General features: G+C 53.2%; 14 protein-coding genes and 5 tRNA genes. 18 read left to right on the forward strand and 1 reads right to left on the reverse strand.

Going from position 1 to position 15,078, the window contains the following annotated elements; all coding sequences use genetic code 11:
• The first annotated feature begins 30 nt into the window (after positions 1-30).
• The 7 genes from eptB (at position 31) to dppF (ending at position 8,218) form a co-directional block, all read left to right on the forward strand.
• Positions 31-1,725, forward strand: coding sequence for a kdo(2)-lipid A phosphoethanolamine 7''-transferase (gene eptB, locus LBF07_RS12340; RefSeq protein WP_039261186.1), 1,695 nt, complete (start codon positions 31-33; stop codon positions 1,723-1,725).
• Positions 1,726-1,816: 91 nt separating this feature from the next.
• A tRNA-Pro gene (locus LBF07_RS12345) sits at positions 1,817-1,893 on the forward strand.
• A 620-nt stretch (positions 1,894-2,513) separates the two neighbouring features.
• Positions 2,514-4,121 carry a dipeptide ABC transporter periplasmic-binding protein DppA gene (dppA, locus tag LBF07_RS12350; RefSeq protein ID WP_094935112.1) on the forward strand — a complete coding sequence of 536 codons (1,608 nt, stop codon included), beginning with the start codon at positions 2,514-2,516 and terminating at the stop codon, positions 4,119-4,121.
• A 161-nt stretch (positions 4,122-4,282) separates the two neighbouring features.
• Complete coding sequence (gene dppB / locus LBF07_RS12355; protein WP_023334097.1) at positions 4,283-5,302, forward strand: dipeptide ABC transporter permease DppB; 1,020 nt, start codon at positions 4,283-4,285, stop codon at positions 5,300-5,302.
• Between the two features lie 9 nt (positions 5,303-5,311).
• Positions 5,312-6,214 carry a dipeptide ABC transporter permease DppC gene (dppC, locus tag LBF07_RS12360; RefSeq protein ID WP_029742039.1) on the forward strand — a complete coding sequence of 301 codons (903 nt, stop codon included), beginning with the start codon at positions 5,312-5,314 and terminating at the stop codon, positions 6,212-6,214.
• A 10-nt stretch (positions 6,215-6,224) separates the two neighbouring features.
• Positions 6,225-7,208 (forward strand): dipeptide ABC transporter ATP-binding protein, encoded by a 984-nt coding sequence (dppD, locus tag LBF07_RS12365; RefSeq protein WP_008502772.1) that lies wholly within the window; start codon positions 6,225-6,227, stop codon positions 7,206-7,208.
• Entirely contained in the window at positions 7,205-8,218 is a 1,014-nt protein-coding gene (gene dppF / locus LBF07_RS12370; protein WP_023309965.1) for a dipeptide ABC transporter ATP-binding subunit DppF, read from the forward strand. The genes dppD and dppF overlap by 4 nt, the downstream gene beginning before the upstream one ends.
• A 44-nt stretch (positions 8,219-8,262) precedes the next feature.
• On the opposite strand, the gene coaA is transcribed toward dppF, so the two are convergent.
• A complete protein-coding gene (gene coaA / locus LBF07_RS12375) occupies positions 8,263-9,213 on the reverse strand; it encodes a type I pantothenate kinase (protein WP_021242480.1) in 951 nt (316 codons plus the stop codon).
• Between the two features lie 317 nt (positions 9,214-9,530).
• Here coaA and LBF07_RS12380 point away from each other — a divergent pair.
• The 11 genes from LBF07_RS12380 to rplL all read left to right on the forward strand — a co-directional run bounded on the left by LBF07_RS12380 (position 9,531) and on the right by rplL (position 14,948).
• A tRNA-Thr gene (locus tag LBF07_RS12380) sits at positions 9,531-9,606 on the forward strand.
• Positions 9,607-9,614: 8 nt separating this feature from the next.
• A tRNA-Tyr gene (locus LBF07_RS12385) sits at positions 9,615-9,699 on the forward strand.
• Positions 9,700-9,816: 117 nt separating this feature from the next.
• Positions 9,817-9,891: transfer RNA gene (locus LBF07_RS12390), tRNA-Gly, on the forward strand.
• A 6-nt stretch (positions 9,892-9,897) separates the two neighbouring features.
• Positions 9,898-9,973, forward strand: a tRNA-Thr gene (locus tag LBF07_RS12395).
• 118 nt (positions 9,974-10,091) lie between these two features.
• The gene (tuf, locus tag LBF07_RS12400) at positions 10,092-11,276 is read left to right on the forward strand and encodes an elongation factor Tu (protein WP_023309456.1); all 1,185 of its coding nucleotides are present in this window, start codon (positions 10,092-10,094) and stop codon (positions 11,274-11,276) included.
• A gap of 228 nt (positions 11,277-11,504) precedes the next feature.
• The gene (gene secE, locus LBF07_RS12405) at positions 11,505-11,888 is read left to right on the forward strand and encodes a preprotein translocase subunit SecE (protein ID WP_014068449.1); all 384 of its coding nucleotides are present in this window, start codon (positions 11,505-11,507) and stop codon (positions 11,886-11,888) included.
• A 1-nt stretch (position 11,889) separates the two neighbouring features.
• Entirely contained in the window at positions 11,890-12,435 is a 546-nt protein-coding gene (nusG, locus tag LBF07_RS12410) for a transcription termination/antitermination protein NusG (protein ID WP_002438628.1), read from the forward strand.
• A 155-nt stretch (positions 12,436-12,590) separates the two neighbouring features.
• Positions 12,591-13,019: a 50S ribosomal protein L11 gene (gene rplK / locus LBF07_RS12415; protein WP_008503452.1), complete on the forward strand. Its 429-nt coding sequence runs from the start codon at positions 12,591-12,593 to the stop codon at positions 13,017-13,019.
• A 3-nt stretch (positions 13,020-13,022) separates the two neighbouring features.
• Complete coding sequence (gene rplA / locus LBF07_RS12420; protein ID WP_006810530.1) at positions 13,023-13,727, forward strand: 50S ribosomal protein L1; 705 nt, start codon at positions 13,023-13,025, stop codon at positions 13,725-13,727.
• A gap of 291 nt (positions 13,728-14,018) precedes the next feature.
• The gene (gene rplJ / locus LBF07_RS12425) at positions 14,019-14,516 is read left to right on the forward strand and encodes a 50S ribosomal protein L10 (protein ID WP_001207203.1); all 498 of its coding nucleotides are present in this window, start codon (positions 14,019-14,021) and stop codon (positions 14,514-14,516) included.
• A 66-nt stretch (positions 14,517-14,582) separates the two neighbouring features.
• A complete protein-coding gene (gene rplL, locus LBF07_RS12430; protein WP_006176746.1) occupies positions 14,583-14,948 on the forward strand; it encodes a 50S ribosomal protein L7/L12 in 366 nt (121 codons plus the stop codon).
• The last annotated feature ends 130 nt before the right edge of the window (positions 14,949-15,078 follow it).

Below are 15,078 nucleotides of genomic sequence, written 5' to 3' on the forward strand. Positions count from 1 at the left end.
TTTTATACCCCTTCCCCCAGGGTTGTTTGCATGAAATACATTAGGTCTCTTACCCAGCAAAGATTGTGTCTGATGCTGGCTGTCTATATCGGATTATTTCTGAATGGCGCGGTACTGTTCAGAAGAGTGGAAGGTTATTTTGAACACCTTACCGTGAGTAATGGTATTTTTGCCGCCATTGAAGTGTTCGGCTCCGTCCTCGCTACCTTCTTCCTCTTACGCCTGCTGTCCCTTTTTGGCCGACGTACCTGGCAAATTTTGGCCTCGCTGGTGGTGATTATTTCCGCCGCCGCAAGCTATTACATGACCTTTATGAACGTGGTCATTGGGTACGGTATCGTTGCCTCGGTGATGACCACGGATATCGATCTCTCGAAAGAGGTGGTAGGGAAAGGCTTTATCGTCTGGACAGTTTTAACCTGTCTGATACCGCTGTTCTTTATCTGGAACAATACGTGCCGCTATACGCTGTTACGCCAGCTGCGCACGCGTGGACAGCGGATCCGCAATATCGTCGTTGTCCTGCTGGCTGGTCTGCTGGTATGGGCGCCAATCCGCCTGATGGAAACGCAGCAAAAACGCGTTGAAAAAGCGACGGGCGTGGATATGCCAAGCTATGGCGGCGTGGTGGCAAACTCGTATTTGCCGTCTAACTGGCTGTCAGCGTTAGGTTTGTATGCCTGGGCGCAGGCGGACGAATCCAGTGATGTGAAATCGCTGATCAATCCAACGAAAAAATTCACCTACCAGCCGCCAGCCGACGGGATTGATGATACGTACGTCGTCTTCGTCATCGGCGAAACGACGCGCTGGGATCATATGGGTATTCTCGGCTATAACCGGGACACCACGCCAAAGCTGGCGCAGGAGAAAAACCTGGTGGCTTACCGTGGCTACTCCTGCGATACCGCAACCAAGCTCTCGCTGCGCTGTATGTTTGTGCGTGAAGGCGGTGCAAGCGATAACCCGCAACGCACGCTGAAAGAGCAGAACGTGTTTGCCGTGCTGAAGCAGCTTGGGTTTAGCTCTGACCTGTTTGCGATGCAAAGTGAGATGTGGTTCTACACCAACACCCTTGCAGATAACATCGCGTACCGCGAGCAGATTGGCGCCGAGCCGCGTAACCGCGGTAAAAACGTCGACGACATGCTGCTGCTGGAAGAGATGTCGCAGTCCCTCAAGAACCATCCGCAGGGTAAGCATCTGGTTATTCTGCATACCAAAGGGTCGCATTACAGCTATTACCAGCGCTACACGCGTGATTTTGCGAAGTGGCAGCCTGAGTGCGTGGGCATTAATAAAGACTGCAGCAAGCAGGAGCTGATCAACGCCTACGATAACTCGGTGCTGTACGTGGATACCTTCCTGAGCCGGGTGATCGACCAGCTGCGCGATAAAAAAGCGATTGTGATTTACGCGGCAGACCACGGTGAATCCATCAATGAGAAAGAGCACCTGCACGGTACGCCGCGCAAGCTGGCACCGCCGGAGCAGTTCCGCGTGCCGATGATCATGTGGATGTCGGATAAGTATCTTGAAAATCCGGAGAAGGCGAAGATGTTTGCTCAGCTGAAAAAAGAGGCGGAGATGAAGGTGCCGCGTCGTCACGTTGAGCTGTACGACACCATTATGGGTTGTCTCGGCTATACCTCACCGAATGGTGGGATTAACGAAAACAACAACTGGTGTAAACTCCCTGATAACAGCGTAAAAGCCGCGCAGTAGCTGCCCTGGCGAGAATATCGCCAGTTGAATGGCTTTTTGAAAATAAGGGATTGACGGGGGCGCACCTCAGCAGTAAGATGCGCTCCGCATTCGGCGAGTAGCGCAGCTTGGTAGCGCAACTGGTTTGGGACCAGTGGGTCGGAGGTTCGAATCCTCTCTCGCCGACCACATTCTGAAAAGGGCTAACCGCAAGGTTAGCCCTTTTTGCATTATGATCTTATCCCGTCAGAGTATCCAAAACGCCCCTTAGGCCTGCTTCTCCCTGCCTGTTAACGATTTTGTGACATAATCCATTGTATTTTTTTATATATAGATTGATCTTTTTTCGCGTTGCTTATGGATAACCTCAGCATTTTTCGCTGTGCGTTTTAACGTTCGCGGTATTTAGTGCTCAGATAATCACCATTCTGCAAGAAAATTTACCCATTCTGAATAAAAGTTAATCACTGATTGTTGCGAAATATGAAGAGACTTGTGCTGCAAGATAGCGAGTAGCATAAATTTCCCTGCTGAAAACTGGCATGCATAGTTTTTTTAATCTTTGTTTGCGGTTTCTCACACTCAGCGTAAATCCCCGTCACCTGTATTGACGTTTTCACATTCTGTTGACAGATTGTAGGGCATGAGGGGCATTTCAGGGACGATCTGCGCTGCAACTCAAACGCTCTTCTGAAAGGATTCTCCATCCCTTTAAAGCCTTCGGGCATCACCGACCGGACCGGGTAAAAAATAAATAAAGGTCTGGCGGCGTAACACAACAAAGCAAAACATCACATTGGAGCAGAATAATGAGTATTTCCTTGAAGAAGTCAGGGATGCTGAAGCTTGGTCTGAGCCTGGTGGCTATGACCGTGGCAGCAAGCGTACAGGCAAAAACCCTGGTTTACTGTTCTGAAGGCTCGCCGGAAGGCTTTAACCCACAGCTCTTTACCTCTGGTACGACTTACGACGCAAGCTCTGTACCGATCTATAACCGTCTGGTTGAATTCAAAACCGGTACCACGGAAGTGATTCCGGGTCTGGCCGAGAAGTGGGACGTCAGCGAAGACGGTAAAACCTATACCTTCCACCTGCGCCAGGGCGTGAAGTGGCAGGACAGCAAAGAATTCAAACCAACGCGCGACTTTAACGCCGACGACGTTGTGTTCTCCTTCGACCGTCAGAAAAACGCTCAGAACCCGTACCACAAAGTGTCTGGCGGCAGCTATGAATACTTCGAAGGGATGGGTCTGCCTGACCTGATTGCTGAAGTGAAAAAAGTGGACGATAAAACGGTTCAGTTCGTGCTGACGCGTCCGGAAGCGCCATTCCTGGCTGACCTGGCCATGGACTTCGCTTCAATTCTGTCCAAAGAGTACGCGGACAACATGCTGAAAGCCGGTACGCCGGAGAAAGTCGACCTGAACCCAATCGGTACCGGTCCATTCCAGCTGCTGCAGTACCAGAAAGACTCCCGCATTCTGTATAAAGCGTTCGAAGGCTATTGGGGCACCAAGCCGCAGATCGACCGTCTGGTCTTCTCCATCACGCCTGATGCGTCAGTGCGTTATGCAAAACTGCAGAAAAACGAATGCCAGGTAATGCCGTACCCGAACCCGGCTGACATCGCCCGCATGAAGCAGGACAAGAACATCAACCTGCTGGAGCAGGCTGGCCTGAACGTGGGCTATCTCTCCTTCAACACCGAGAAAAAACCGTTTGATGACGTGAAAGTGCGTCAGGCGCTGACCTACGCGGTGAACAAAGAAGCGATCATCAAAGCCGTTTACCAGGGCGCGGGCGTTGCTGCCAAAAACCTAATCCCACCAACCATGTGGGGCTATAACGACGACGTTAAAGACTACAGCTACGATCCTGAGAAAGCGAAAGCGCTGCTGAAAGAAGCGGGCCAGGATAAAGGCTTTACCGTTGAGCTGTGGGCGATGCCTGTTCAGCGTCCATACAACCCGAACGCACGCCGTATGGCGGAAATGGTTCAGGCTGACTGGGCTAAGGTTGGCGTTCAGGCCAAGATTGTGACCTACGAGTGGGGCGAGTACCTGAAGCGCGCCAAAGCGGGTGAGCACCAGGCGGTAATGATGGGCTGGACCGGTGATAACGGGGATCCGGACAACTTCTTCGCCACCCTGTTCAGCTGCGCGGCGGCGAAAGACGGTTCTAACTACTCTCGCTGGTGCTACAAGCCGTTTGAAGACCTGATCCAGCCGGCGCGTGCGACCGACGATCACAACAAACGTATTGAACTGTACAAGCAGGCTCAGGTTGTTATGCACGATCAGGCTCCGGCGCTGATTGTTGCTCACTCCACCGTGTACGAGCCAGTGCGTAAAGAAGTGAAGGGCTACGTGGTTGATCCACTGGGCAAACACCACTTCGAAAACGTATCTGTTGAATAATAAGTAGGGTGTTCTCCCTCTCCCTCTGGGAGAGGGCAGGGGTGAGGGGATGCATGCACGCCCTTCACCCTAACCCTCTCCCGCCAGGAGAGGGAATTTACATTTGTGAGCAATACAGACGTCACGCCACTGGTCGTGCGTCATCAGAGAGAATCCGGGTTATGTTGCAGTTCATCCTCCGACGTCTGGGACTTGTTATCCCCACGTTTATCGGTATCACCCTTCTCACTTTTGCCTTCGTCCATATGATCCCCGGCGACCCGGTAATGATTATGGCGGGCGAGCGTGGTATTTCCCCTGAGCGCCATGCACAGCTGCTGGCGGAACTCGGTCTCGATAAGCCGATGTGGCAGCAGTACCTCCACTATATCTGGGGCGTGTTGCACGGTGATTTAGGGATTTCGCTGAAAAGCCGTCTTCCGGTGTGGGACGAGTTCGTGCCGCGTTTTAAAGCGACGCTGGAGCTTGGCGTCTGCGCCATGATTTTCGCCACTGCGGTGGGTATTCCTGTTGGGGTACTGGCTGCCGTCAAGCGTGGCTCTATTTTTGACCACACCGCCGTGGGCCTGGCGCTGACCGGCTACTCCATGCCTATCTTCTGGTGGGGCATGATGCTGATCATGCTGGTATCGGTGCAGCTCAACCTGACACCGGTCTCCGGGCGCGTCAGCGATATGGTCTTCCTTGATGACTCCAACCCGCTCACCGGCTTTATGCTGATCGATACGGCTATCTGGGGCGAAGAGGGCAACTTCATTGATGCCGTGGCGCACATGATCCTGCCTGCCATGGTGCTGGGCACCATTCCTCTGGCGGTGATCGTGCGAATGACCCGTTCATCGATGCTGGAAGTGCTGGGTGAGGATTATATCCGCACCGCGCGCGCAAAGGGCCTGACGCGTATGCGCGTCATCATCGTCCATGCGCTGCGTAATGCCATGCTGCCGGTGGTGACCGTTATCGGTCTCCAGGTGGGGACGTTGCTGGCGGGGGCGATCCTGACCGAAACCATCTTCTCCTGGCCGGGCCTTGGACGCTGGCTGATTGACGCGCTGCAACGCCGTGACTATCCGGTTGTGCAGGGCGGTGTACTGCTGGTCGCGACGATGATTATCCTCGTCAACCTGCTGGTCGATTTGCTGTACGGCGTGGTGAACCCGCGTATTCGTCATAAGAAGTAAGGGACCATCATGTCACAAGTCACTCAAAATAAAGTGGTCGCTGCACCGGTTCCTATGACGCCGCTGCAGGAATTCTGGCACTACTTCAAGCGCAATAAAGGCGCGGTGGTAGGGCTGGTGTATGTCGTAATCATGATCCTGATTGCGGTGTTTGCGAACTTCCTCGCACCGTATAACCCGGCGGACCAGTTCCGCGATGCGCTGCTCGCGCCGCCTGCGTGGCAGGATGGTGGTAGCCTGACGCACCTGCTGGGTACCGATGACGTGGGCCGCGACGTGCTGTCGCGTCTGATGTACGGCGCGCGCCTGTCGCTGCTGGTCGGCTGTCTCGTTGTTGTGCTGTCGCTGATCATGGGCGTTGTACTCGGCCTGGTTGCCGGTTACTTCGGCGGCATCGTTGATAACATCATCATGCGTATCGTCGACATCATGCTGGCGCTGCCAAGCCTGCTGCTGGCGCTGGTGCTGGTGGCGATCTTCGGCCCGTCGATAGGCAATGCCGCGCTGGCGTTGACCTTCGTGGCGCTCCCTCACTACGTGCGTTTAACCCGTGCGGCGGTGCTGGTGGAAGTGAACCGCGATTACGTCACCGCCTCTCGCGTGGCGGGTGCCGGTGCGATGCGTCAGATGTTCGTGAATATCTTCCCAAACTGCCTTGCGCCGCTGATTGTTCAGGCGTCGCTCGGTTTCTCTAACGCCATTCTTGATATGGCCGCTCTTGGCTTCCTGGGCATGGGTGCGCAGCCGCCAACACCGGAGTGGGGCACCATGCTCTCCGACGTGTTGCAGTTCGCACAAAGCGCCTGGTGGGTTGTCACCTTCCCGGGTCTGGCAATTCTGCTGACGGTGCTGGCATTTAACCTGATGGGTGATGGCCTGCGTGATGCGCTTGATCCCAAACTGAAGCAGTAAGAGGCACGAGATGGCGTTATTAAATGTAGATAAATTATCGGTGCACTTCGGCGACGAAGGCACCCCGTTTCGCGCCGTGGACCGCATCAGCTACAGCGTAAATCAGGGCGAAGTGGTTGGCATTGTCGGGGAGTCCGGTTCCGGTAAGTCAGTGAGCTCGCTGGCGATCATGGGGCTGATTGATTACCCGGGCCGCGTGATGGCGGAAAACCTGCAGTTCAACGGTCAGGATCTGAAGCGCATTTCTGAAAAACAGCGCCGCCAGCTGGTGGGCGCCGAAGTGGCGATGATTTTCCAGGATCCCATGACCAGCCTGAACCCTTGCTACACCGTTGGTTTCCAGATTATGGAAGCGATTAAGGTGCATCAGGGCGGGAATAAGAAAACCCGTCGTCAGCGCGCGATCGACCTGCTGAACCAGGTGGGGATTCCTGACCCGGCATCACGTCTGGACGTTTACCCGCACCAGCTCTCCGGTGGGATGAGCCAGCGCGTGATGATCGCGATGGCGATTGCCTGTCGACCAAAACTGCTGATTGCGGATGAACCGACGACGGCGCTGGATGTGACCATTCAGGCGCAAATCATCGAACTGCTGCTGGAGCTGCAGCAGAAAGAGAATATGGCGCTGGTGCTGATTACGCACGATCTGGCGTTGGTGGCCGAAGCCGCGCACAAAATCATCGTGATGTATGCCGGCCAGGTGGTCGAGACCGGGAATTCACACGATATTTTCCGCGCGCCGCGTCATCCGTATACCCAGGCGCTTTTACGCGCGCTGCCGGAGTTTGCTCAGGACAAAGCGCGTCTGGCATCGCTGCCGGGTGTGGTACCGGGTAAATATGACCGTCCGCAGGGCTGTCTGCTCAATCCGCGCTGCCCGTATGCAACGGACAAATGCCGGGCAGAAGAGCCAGAGCTGAACCAGCTTGCTGACGGCCGTCAGTCGAAATGCCACTACCCACTCGATGATGCCGGGAGGCCAACACTATGAGTACGCAACAGGCCACCACGCAACAACCGTTGTTGCAGGCCATCGATCTAAAAAAATACTACCCGGTGAAGAAGGGGCTGTTTGCCCCTGAACGCCTGGTGAAAGCGCTGGACGGCGTCTCCTTTAACCTCGAACGCGGTAAAACGCTGGCGGTGGTGGGGGAGTCAGGCTGCGGCAAATCCACGCTGGGCCGTCTGCTGACGATGATTGAAGTGCCGACCGGCGGGGAGCTCTATTATCAGGGGCAGGATCTGCTCAAGCACGATCCGCAGGCGCAGAAGCTGCGCCGCCAGAAAATCCAGATTGTGTTCCAGAACCCGTACGGTTCTTTGAACCCGCGTAAAAAAGTGGGGCAGATTCTGGAAGAGCCGCTGCTGATCAACAGTAATCTGAGCAAAGAGCAGCGCCGTGAAAAAGCGCTGGCGATGATGGCGAAGGTCGGCCTCAAAACCGAGCATTACGATCGCTATCCGCACATGTTCTCCGGCGGCCAGCGTCAGCGTATTGCGATCGCCCGCGGGCTAATGCTCGATCCGGACGTGGTGATTGCCGATGAGCCGGTCTCCGCGCTCGACGTATCCGTGCGTGCGCAGGTGCTGAACCTGATGATGGATCTCCAGCAGGAGCTGGGGCTCTCTTACGTGTTCATCTCCCACGACCTGTCGGTGGTTGAGCATATTGCCGATGAAGTGATGGTGATGTACCTGGGGCGCTGCGTGGAGAAGGGGACTAAAGACCAGATCTTTAATAACCCTCGTCACCCGTATACCCAGGCGCTGCTGTCTGCGACGCCGCGTCTGAACCCGGACGATCGTCGTGAGCGTATTAAGCTGACGGGTGAACTACCAAGCCCGCTGAATCCGCCTCCGGGATGTGCATTCAACGCCCGCTGCAGTCGCCGCTTCGGTCCGTGCACCCAGCTCCAGCCGCAGCTGAAGGATTATGGCGGCCAGCTGGTTGCCTGCTTCGCGGTCGATCAGGATGAAAATGGCGAGAAGCCACAGGCATAACGAAAAAAACCGGCGCTAAGCCGGTTTTTTTTATGTCTGCTTGATTATTTCCGCAGGCGAATCTGGTCGACGGCGTGCTTCTCGCTCTTGGTGAGGATCAGGCTTGCACGCTCGCGCGTCGGCAGGATGTTCTCTTTGAGGTTCACGTAGTTGATCTCATTCCACAGCCCTGTGGCCACGTTGATCGCTTCTTCTTCAGAAAGCTGGGCATAGTGGTGGAAATAGGAATCCGGATCAGTGAACGCCCCCTCGCGGAACTTCAGGAAGCGGTTGATGTACCAGTTTTGCAGCAGGTCTTCCGGCGCATCGACATAAATAGAGAAATCGACGAAGTCCGAGACGAATACGTGATGCGGGTCGTGAGGATAGTCCATCCCGCTTTGCAGCACGTTCAGACCTTCCAGAATCAGGATGTCCGGCTGGACCACGGTTTTATCCCCACCCGGGATGCGATCGTAGATCAGGTGCGAATAGACTGGCGCAGTCACGTGCGGCACGCCGGATTTCAGGTCAGAGACAAATTTCACCAGACGGTGCATATCATAAGAAAGCGGGAAACCTTTCTTCTTCATTAGCCCACGTTCTTTTAACACCTCGTTCGGGTGCAGGAAGCCGTCGGTGGTGATCAGCTCCACGCTGCGGTGTTCCGGCCAGCGGCTTAACAGCGCCTGCAGGACGCGCGCGGTGGTACTTTTACCCACGGCCACGCTGCCTGCGATACTAATGATATAAGGAATGCGTTGACCGTTCGTCCCGAGAAACTGCTCCAGCACGGCCTGACGACGCAGGTTCGAGCTGATATAGAAGTTAAGCAAGCGAGAGAGGGGGAGATAAATTTCTGCCACCTCTTCCAGGGACAGATCTTCGTTTATCCCTTTTAACCGTGCGATTTCACCTTCCGTCAGCGTCATAGGGACGGAATCACGCAGGGCAGCCCACTGGCTGCGGTTAAAGTGAAGATAAGGCGTCATTAACGTTTGCTCTTTTTTGCTCATAAGCATGCTTCAGTGAGCCAGCATCACACTGCCGGATCGTGGCTCATCACACAGTTAATTTTGGACAATGGGCAGGAGGTTAACACCAGATGACGGGAATAATAAGAAAAAAGATGGAAAGCGCTGCGTTACGCGGAAGCCGTCACGCTACGGTGAATACGGTGCAAATCACGATGATATGTTGAATATTTGACCTCAAATGACTACTTTTACAGCGTCCGATACGCTGTTCGCATAAAATGTGAGCGAAAGAACGTTTTATGCAAATTTTTAGTTGCATGACCGCGCAGGTATCCATAGAATGCGCGCTACTTGATGCCGACTTAGCTCAGTAGGTAGAGCAACTGACTTGTAATCAGTAGGTCACCAGTTCGATTCCGGTAGTCGGCACCATCAAGTCCGGTGGGGTTCCCGAGCGGCCAAAGGGAGCAGACTGTAAATCTGCCGTCACAGACTTCGAAGGTTCGAATCCTTCCCCCACCACCACTTTCTGGCAGCGTAAATGCCGCCGGAGCTGGTTGGAAAAATTAGCCAGCTCAAACTGAAAAAGAGAGAAATCTCTTTTTTTGTTACAGAAAGAACTGGGTAGCCGAGTTTCAGGATGCGGGCATCGTATAATGGCTATTACCTCAGCCTTCCAAGCTGATGATGCGGGTTCGATTCCCGCTGCCCGCTCCAATACGTGCTGATATGGCTCAGTTGGTAGAGCGCACCCTTGGTAAGGGTGAGGTCCCCAGTTCGACTCTGGGTATCAGCACCACTTCACTTCTCCTTCCCGTTTCTCTCTGTTTCAATTTTACTGTATTCAACAATTCAGGCATTTCGCCTGGTTGATGTGGTGATATCACCGATTTATCCGTGTCTTAGAGGGACAATCGATGTCTAAAGAAAAGTTTGAACGTACAAAACCGCACGTTAACGTCGGTACTATCGGCCACGTTGACCATGGTAAAACAACGCTGACCGCTGCAATCACTACCGTTCTGGCAAAAACCTACGGTGGTTCTGCTCGTGCATTCGACCAGATCGATAACGCACCAGAAGAAAAAGCTCGTGGTATCACCATCAACACCTCTCACGTTGAGTACGACACCCCGACTCGCCACTACGCACACGTAGACTGCCCAGGCCACGCCGACTATGTTAAAAACATGATCACCGGTGCTGCGCAGATGGACGGCGCGATCCTGGTTGTTGCTGCGACTGACGGCCCAATGCCTCAGACTCGTGAGCACATCCTGCTGGGTCGTCAGGTAGGCGTTCCTTTCATCATCGTGTTCCTGAACAAATGCGACATGGTTGATGACGAAGAGCTGCTGGAACTGGTAGAGATGGAAGTTCGTGAACTGCTGTCTCAGTACGATTTCCCGGGCGACGATACCCCAATCGTTCGTGGTTCTGCTCTGAAAGCGCTGGAAGGCGACGCAGAGTGGGAAGCGAAAATCATCGAACTGGCTGGCTTCCTGGATTCTTACATCCCAGAACCAGAGCGTGCGATTGACAAGCCATTCCTGCTGCCAATCGAAGACGTATTCTCCATCTCCGGTCGTGGTACCGTTGTTACCGGTCGTGTAGAGCGCGGTATCATCAAAGTTGGTGAAGAAGTTGAAATCGTTGGTATCAAAGAGACTGCGAAGTCTACCTGTACTGGCGTTGAAATGTTCCGCAAACTGCTGGACGAAGGCCGTGCTGGTGAGAACGTTGGTGTTCTGCTGCGTGGTATCAAACGTGAAGAAATCGAACGTGGTCAGGTTCTGGCGAAGCCAGGCTCAATCAAGCCACACACCAAGTTCGAATCTGAAGTGTACATCCTGTCCAAAGACGAAGGCGGCCGTCATACTCCGTTCTTCAAAGGCTACCGTCCACAGTTCTACTTCCGTACAACTGACGTGACCGGTACCATCGAACTGCCAGAAGGCGTTGAGATGGTAATGCCAGGCGACAACATCAAGATGGTTGTGACTCTGATCCACCCAATCGCGATGGACGACGGTCTGCGTTTCGCAATCCGTGAAGGTGGCCGTACCGTTGGCGCGGGCGTGGTTGCTAAAGTTCTCGGCTAATCGCTGATAACATTTGACGCAATGCGCATGAAAAGGGCATCATTTGATGCCCTTTTTGCACGCTTTCACATCAGAACCTGGCTCATCAGTGATTATTTTTGTCATAATCATTGCTGAGACAGGCTCTGCAGAGAGCGTATAATCCATAAAGGGATTAGCGTTTCGATTTGGCTCGCCTCGCAATCGCGGGGTGAAATTATTTGTAGAATTCTTCTGACAGGTTGGTTTATGAGTGCGAATACCGAAGCTCAAGGGAGCGGGCGCGGCCTGGAAGCGATGAAGTGGGTCGCTGTTGCCGTGCTGCTGATTGTGGCAATCGTTGGCAACTATCTTTATCGTGACATGATGCTGCCGCTCCGCGCGCTGGCAGTGGTGATTCTGATTGCTGCAGCGGGCGGTGTCGCGCTGTTGACGACTAAGGGTAAAGCAACCGTTGCTTTCGCTCGCGAAGCACGTACCGAAGTCCGCAAGGTCATTTGGCCGACTCGCCAGGAAACATTGCACACCACGCTGATCGTGGCTGCAGTGACTGCGGTAATGTCACTGATCCTGTGGGGACTGGATGGTATTCTGGTTCGCCTGGTTTCCTTTATTACTGGCCTGAGGTTCTAAGATGTCTGAAGCCCCTAAAAAGCGTTGGTACGTCGTTCAGGCGTTTTCCGGTTTTGAAGGCCGCGTAGCAACGTCGCTGCGTGAGCATATCAAATTACACAACATGGAAGAGTTATTTGGCGAAGTTATGGTTCCGACCGAAGAAGTGGTTGAGATCCGTGGCGGCCAACGTCGCAAAAGCGAGCGTAAATTCTTCCCGGGTTACGTGCTGGTTCAGATGGTGATGAACGACGCGAGCTGGCACCTGGTGCGCAGCGTACCGCGCGTGATGGGCTTTATCGGCGGCACGTCTGACCGTCCGGCGCCAATCAGCGACAAAGAAGTTGATGCGATTATGAACCGCCTGCAGCAGGTGGGTGATAAGCCGCGTCCGAAAACGCTGTTTGAACCGGGTGAAATGGTTCGTGTTAGCGACGGTCCGTTTGCTGACTTTAACGGTGTGGTTGAAGAAGTGGACTACGAGAAGTCCCGCCTGAAAGTTTCTGTTTCTATCTTCGGTCGTGCGACCCCGGTAGAACTGGACTTTGCGCAGGTCGAAAAAGCCTAAGCAGCGATCAAAAAAGCGGCGATTTAATCGTTGCACAGGGCGCGAGATTGGAATACAATTTCGCGCCTTTTGTTTTTATGGGCCCGGCCCGTAAAACGAATTTTATTCACGGGGAGCCTCCCTGAGGCGCTATCACCCAATCAGAGGATTTTACAATGGCTAAGAAAGTACAAGCCTACGTCAAGCTGCAGGTTGCAGCTGGTATGGCGAACCCAAGTCCACCAGTTGGTCCAGCTCTGGGTCAGCAGGGTGTGAACATCATGGAATTCTGTAAAGCGTTCAACGCCAAAACCGAATCCCTGGAAAAAGGTCTGCCAATCCCAGTCGTAATCACTGTTTACGCTGACCGTTCTTTCACTTTCGTTACCAAAACCCCTCCAGCAGCTGTTCTGCTGAAGAAAGCGGCTGGTATCAAGTCTGGTTCCGGTAAACCGAACAAAGACAAAGTGGGTAAAATTTCCCGCGCTCAGCTGCAGGAAATCGCGCAGACCAAAGCTGCCGACATGACTGGTGCCGACATTGAAGCGATGACTCGCTCAATCGAAGGTACTGCACGTTCCATGGGCCTGGTAGTGGAGGACTAAGAAATGGCTAAACTGACCAAGCGCATGTCCGTGATCCGTGACAAAGTTGATGCGACCAAACAGTACGACATCAACGAAGCTATCGCTCTGCTGAAAGAACTGGCAACTGCTAAGTTCGTTGAAAGCGTTGACGTTGCCGTTAACCTCGGCATCGACGCGCGTAAATCCGATCAGAACGTTCGTGGCGCAACTGTACTGCCACACGGTACTGGCCGTTCCGTTCGCGTAGCTGTATTTGCTCAGGGTGCAAACGCTGAAGCTGCTAAAGCTGCCGGCGCTGAACTGGTAGGTATGGAAGATCTGGCTGATCAGATCAAGAAAGGCGAAATGAACTTTGACGTTGTTATTGCTTCTCCAGATGCAATGCGCGTTGTTGGCCAGCTGGGCCAGGTTCTGGGTCCACGCGGCCTGATGCCTAACCCGAAAGTCGGTACTGTAACTCCTAACGTTGCTGAAGCGGTTAAGAACGCTAAAGCAGGTCAGGTTCGTTATCGTAACGACAAAAACGGCATCATCCACACCACCATCGGTAAAGTGGACTTTGACGCTGACAAACTGAAAGAAAACCTGGAAGCTCTGCTGGTTGCGCTGAAAAAAGCAAAACCAACTCAGGCGAAAGGCGTGTACATCAAGAAAGTTAGCATCTCCACCACCATGGGTGCAGGTGTTGCAGTTGACCAGGCTGGCCTGAGCGCTGCTGCAAACTAATGCCTTTACGTGGGCGGTGATTTTGTCTACAATCTTACCCCCACGTTTGCTAACGAAAGTTAGCGGCTAAAAGATTTGTTCGTTGGAGCCTGGCCTAATCCAGGCCTCCGTCGAAGACCGCAGGTGTTTCGCAAGAGACTTAATCCCCTGCGTAGACGGTGACAGAACGCTAAGATTATTTTTGGATACTCTGGCTTGTTTCTGCTCACCGTATTAAGACGCTCTTTCCGTTTGGGAGAGTGAAGTGAGTTCCGGAACATGAGTTCCGGCAAACATCCAGGAGCAAAGCTAATGGCTTTAAATCTTCAAGACAAACAAGCGATTGTTGCTGAAGTCAGCGAAGTAGCCAAAGGCGCGCTGTCTGCAGTAGTTGCGGATTCCCGTGGCGTTACTGTAGACAAAATGACTGAACTGCGTAAAGCAGGTCGTGAAGCTGGCGTATACATGCGTGTTGTTCGTAACACCTTGCTGCGTCGCGTAGTTGAAGGTACTCAGTTCGAGTGCCTGAAAGACACGTTTGTTGGTCCGACCCTGATTGCATACTCTATGGAACACCCGGGCGCTGCTGCTCGTCTGTTCAAAGAGTTCGCGAAAGCGAATGCAAAATTTGAGGTCAAAGCTGCAGCCTTTGAAGGTGAGTTGATCCCGGCATCGCAAATCGATCGCCTGGCAACCCTGCCGACCTACGAAGAAGCAATTGCACGCCTGATGGCAACCATGAAAGAAGCTTCGGCTGGCAAACTGGTTCGCACTCTGGCTGCTGTTCGCGATGCGAAAGAAGCTGCTTAATCGCAGTTATCTTTATAAAGCATTTGCTTACGTATAAACTTATTCTGATTTTCAGGAACAATTTAAATGTCTATCACTAAAGATCAAATCATTGAAGCAGTTGCAGCTATGTCCGTAATGGACGTTGTAGAACTGATTTCTGCAATGGAAGAAAAATTCGGTGTTTCTGCTGCTGCTGCTGTAGCTGTAGCTGCGGGCCCGGCTGAAGCTGCTGAAGAAAAAACTGAATTCGACGTAATTCTGAAAGCTGCTGGCGCTAACAAAGTTGCTGTTATCAAAGCAGTACGTGGCGCAACTGGCCTGGGTCTGAAAGAAGCTAAAGACCTGGTAGAATCTGCTCCAGCTGCGCTGAAAGAAGGCGTGAGCAAAGACGACGCAGAAGCACTGAAAAAATCTCTGGAAGAAGCTGGCGCTGAAGTTGAAGTTAAATAAGCCAACTTTTCTGGTTGCAGCCTGAGTAATTAGGCTGATGGCTGGTGACTTTTTAGTCACCAGCCTTTTTGCGCTGTAAGGCATCAGTAGCATTTCACACTGTTTGACTGCTGATTGTCCTGACAATGCA

Origin of the sequence: Enterobacter cloacae complex sp. ECL352, assembly GCF_020149545.1 — a bacterium.
GTDB lineage: Bacteria > Pseudomonadota > Gammaproteobacteria > Enterobacterales > Enterobacteriaceae > Enterobacter > Enterobacter asburiae_B.

Coding starts and splice junctions, on each gene's coding strand:
- eptB (WP_039261186.1), top strand. CDS start 31: ATGAAATACATTAGGTCTCTTACCCAGCAAAGATTGTGTCTGATGCTG.
- dppA (WP_094935112.1), top strand. CDS start 2,514: ATGAGTATTTCCTTGAAGAAGTCAGGGATGCTGAAGCTTGGTCTGAGC.
- dppB (WP_023334097.1), top strand. CDS start 4,283: ATGTTGCAGTTCATCCTCCGACGTCTGGGACTTGTTATCCCCACGTTT.
- dppC (WP_029742039.1), top strand. CDS start 5,312: ATGTCACAAGTCACTCAAAATAAAGTGGTCGCTGCACCGGTTCCTATG.
- dppD (WP_008502772.1), top strand. CDS start 6,225: ATGGCGTTATTAAATGTAGATAAATTATCGGTGCACTTCGGCGACGAA.
- dppF (WP_023309965.1), top strand. CDS start 7,205: ATGAGTACGCAACAGGCCACCACGCAACAACCGTTGTTGCAGGCCATC.
- coaA (WP_021242480.1), bottom strand. CDS start 9,213: ATGAGCAAAAAAGAGCAAACGTTAATGACGCCTTATCTTCACTTTAAC.
- tuf (WP_023309456.1), top strand. CDS start 10,092: ATGTCTAAAGAAAAGTTTGAACGTACAAAACCGCACGTTAACGTCGGT.
- secE (WP_014068449.1), top strand. CDS start 11,505: ATGAGTGCGAATACCGAAGCTCAAGGGAGCGGGCGCGGCCTGGAAGCG.
- nusG (WP_002438628.1), top strand. CDS start 11,890: ATGTCTGAAGCCCCTAAAAAGCGTTGGTACGTCGTTCAGGCGTTTTCC.
- rplK (WP_008503452.1), top strand. CDS start 12,591: ATGGCTAAGAAAGTACAAGCCTACGTCAAGCTGCAGGTTGCAGCTGGT.
- rplA (WP_006810530.1), top strand. CDS start 13,023: ATGGCTAAACTGACCAAGCGCATGTCCGTGATCCGTGACAAAGTTGAT.
- rplJ (WP_001207203.1), top strand. CDS start 14,019: ATGGCTTTAAATCTTCAAGACAAACAAGCGATTGTTGCTGAAGTCAGC.
- rplL (WP_006176746.1), top strand. CDS start 14,583: ATGTCTATCACTAAAGATCAAATCATTGAAGCAGTTGCAGCTATGTCC.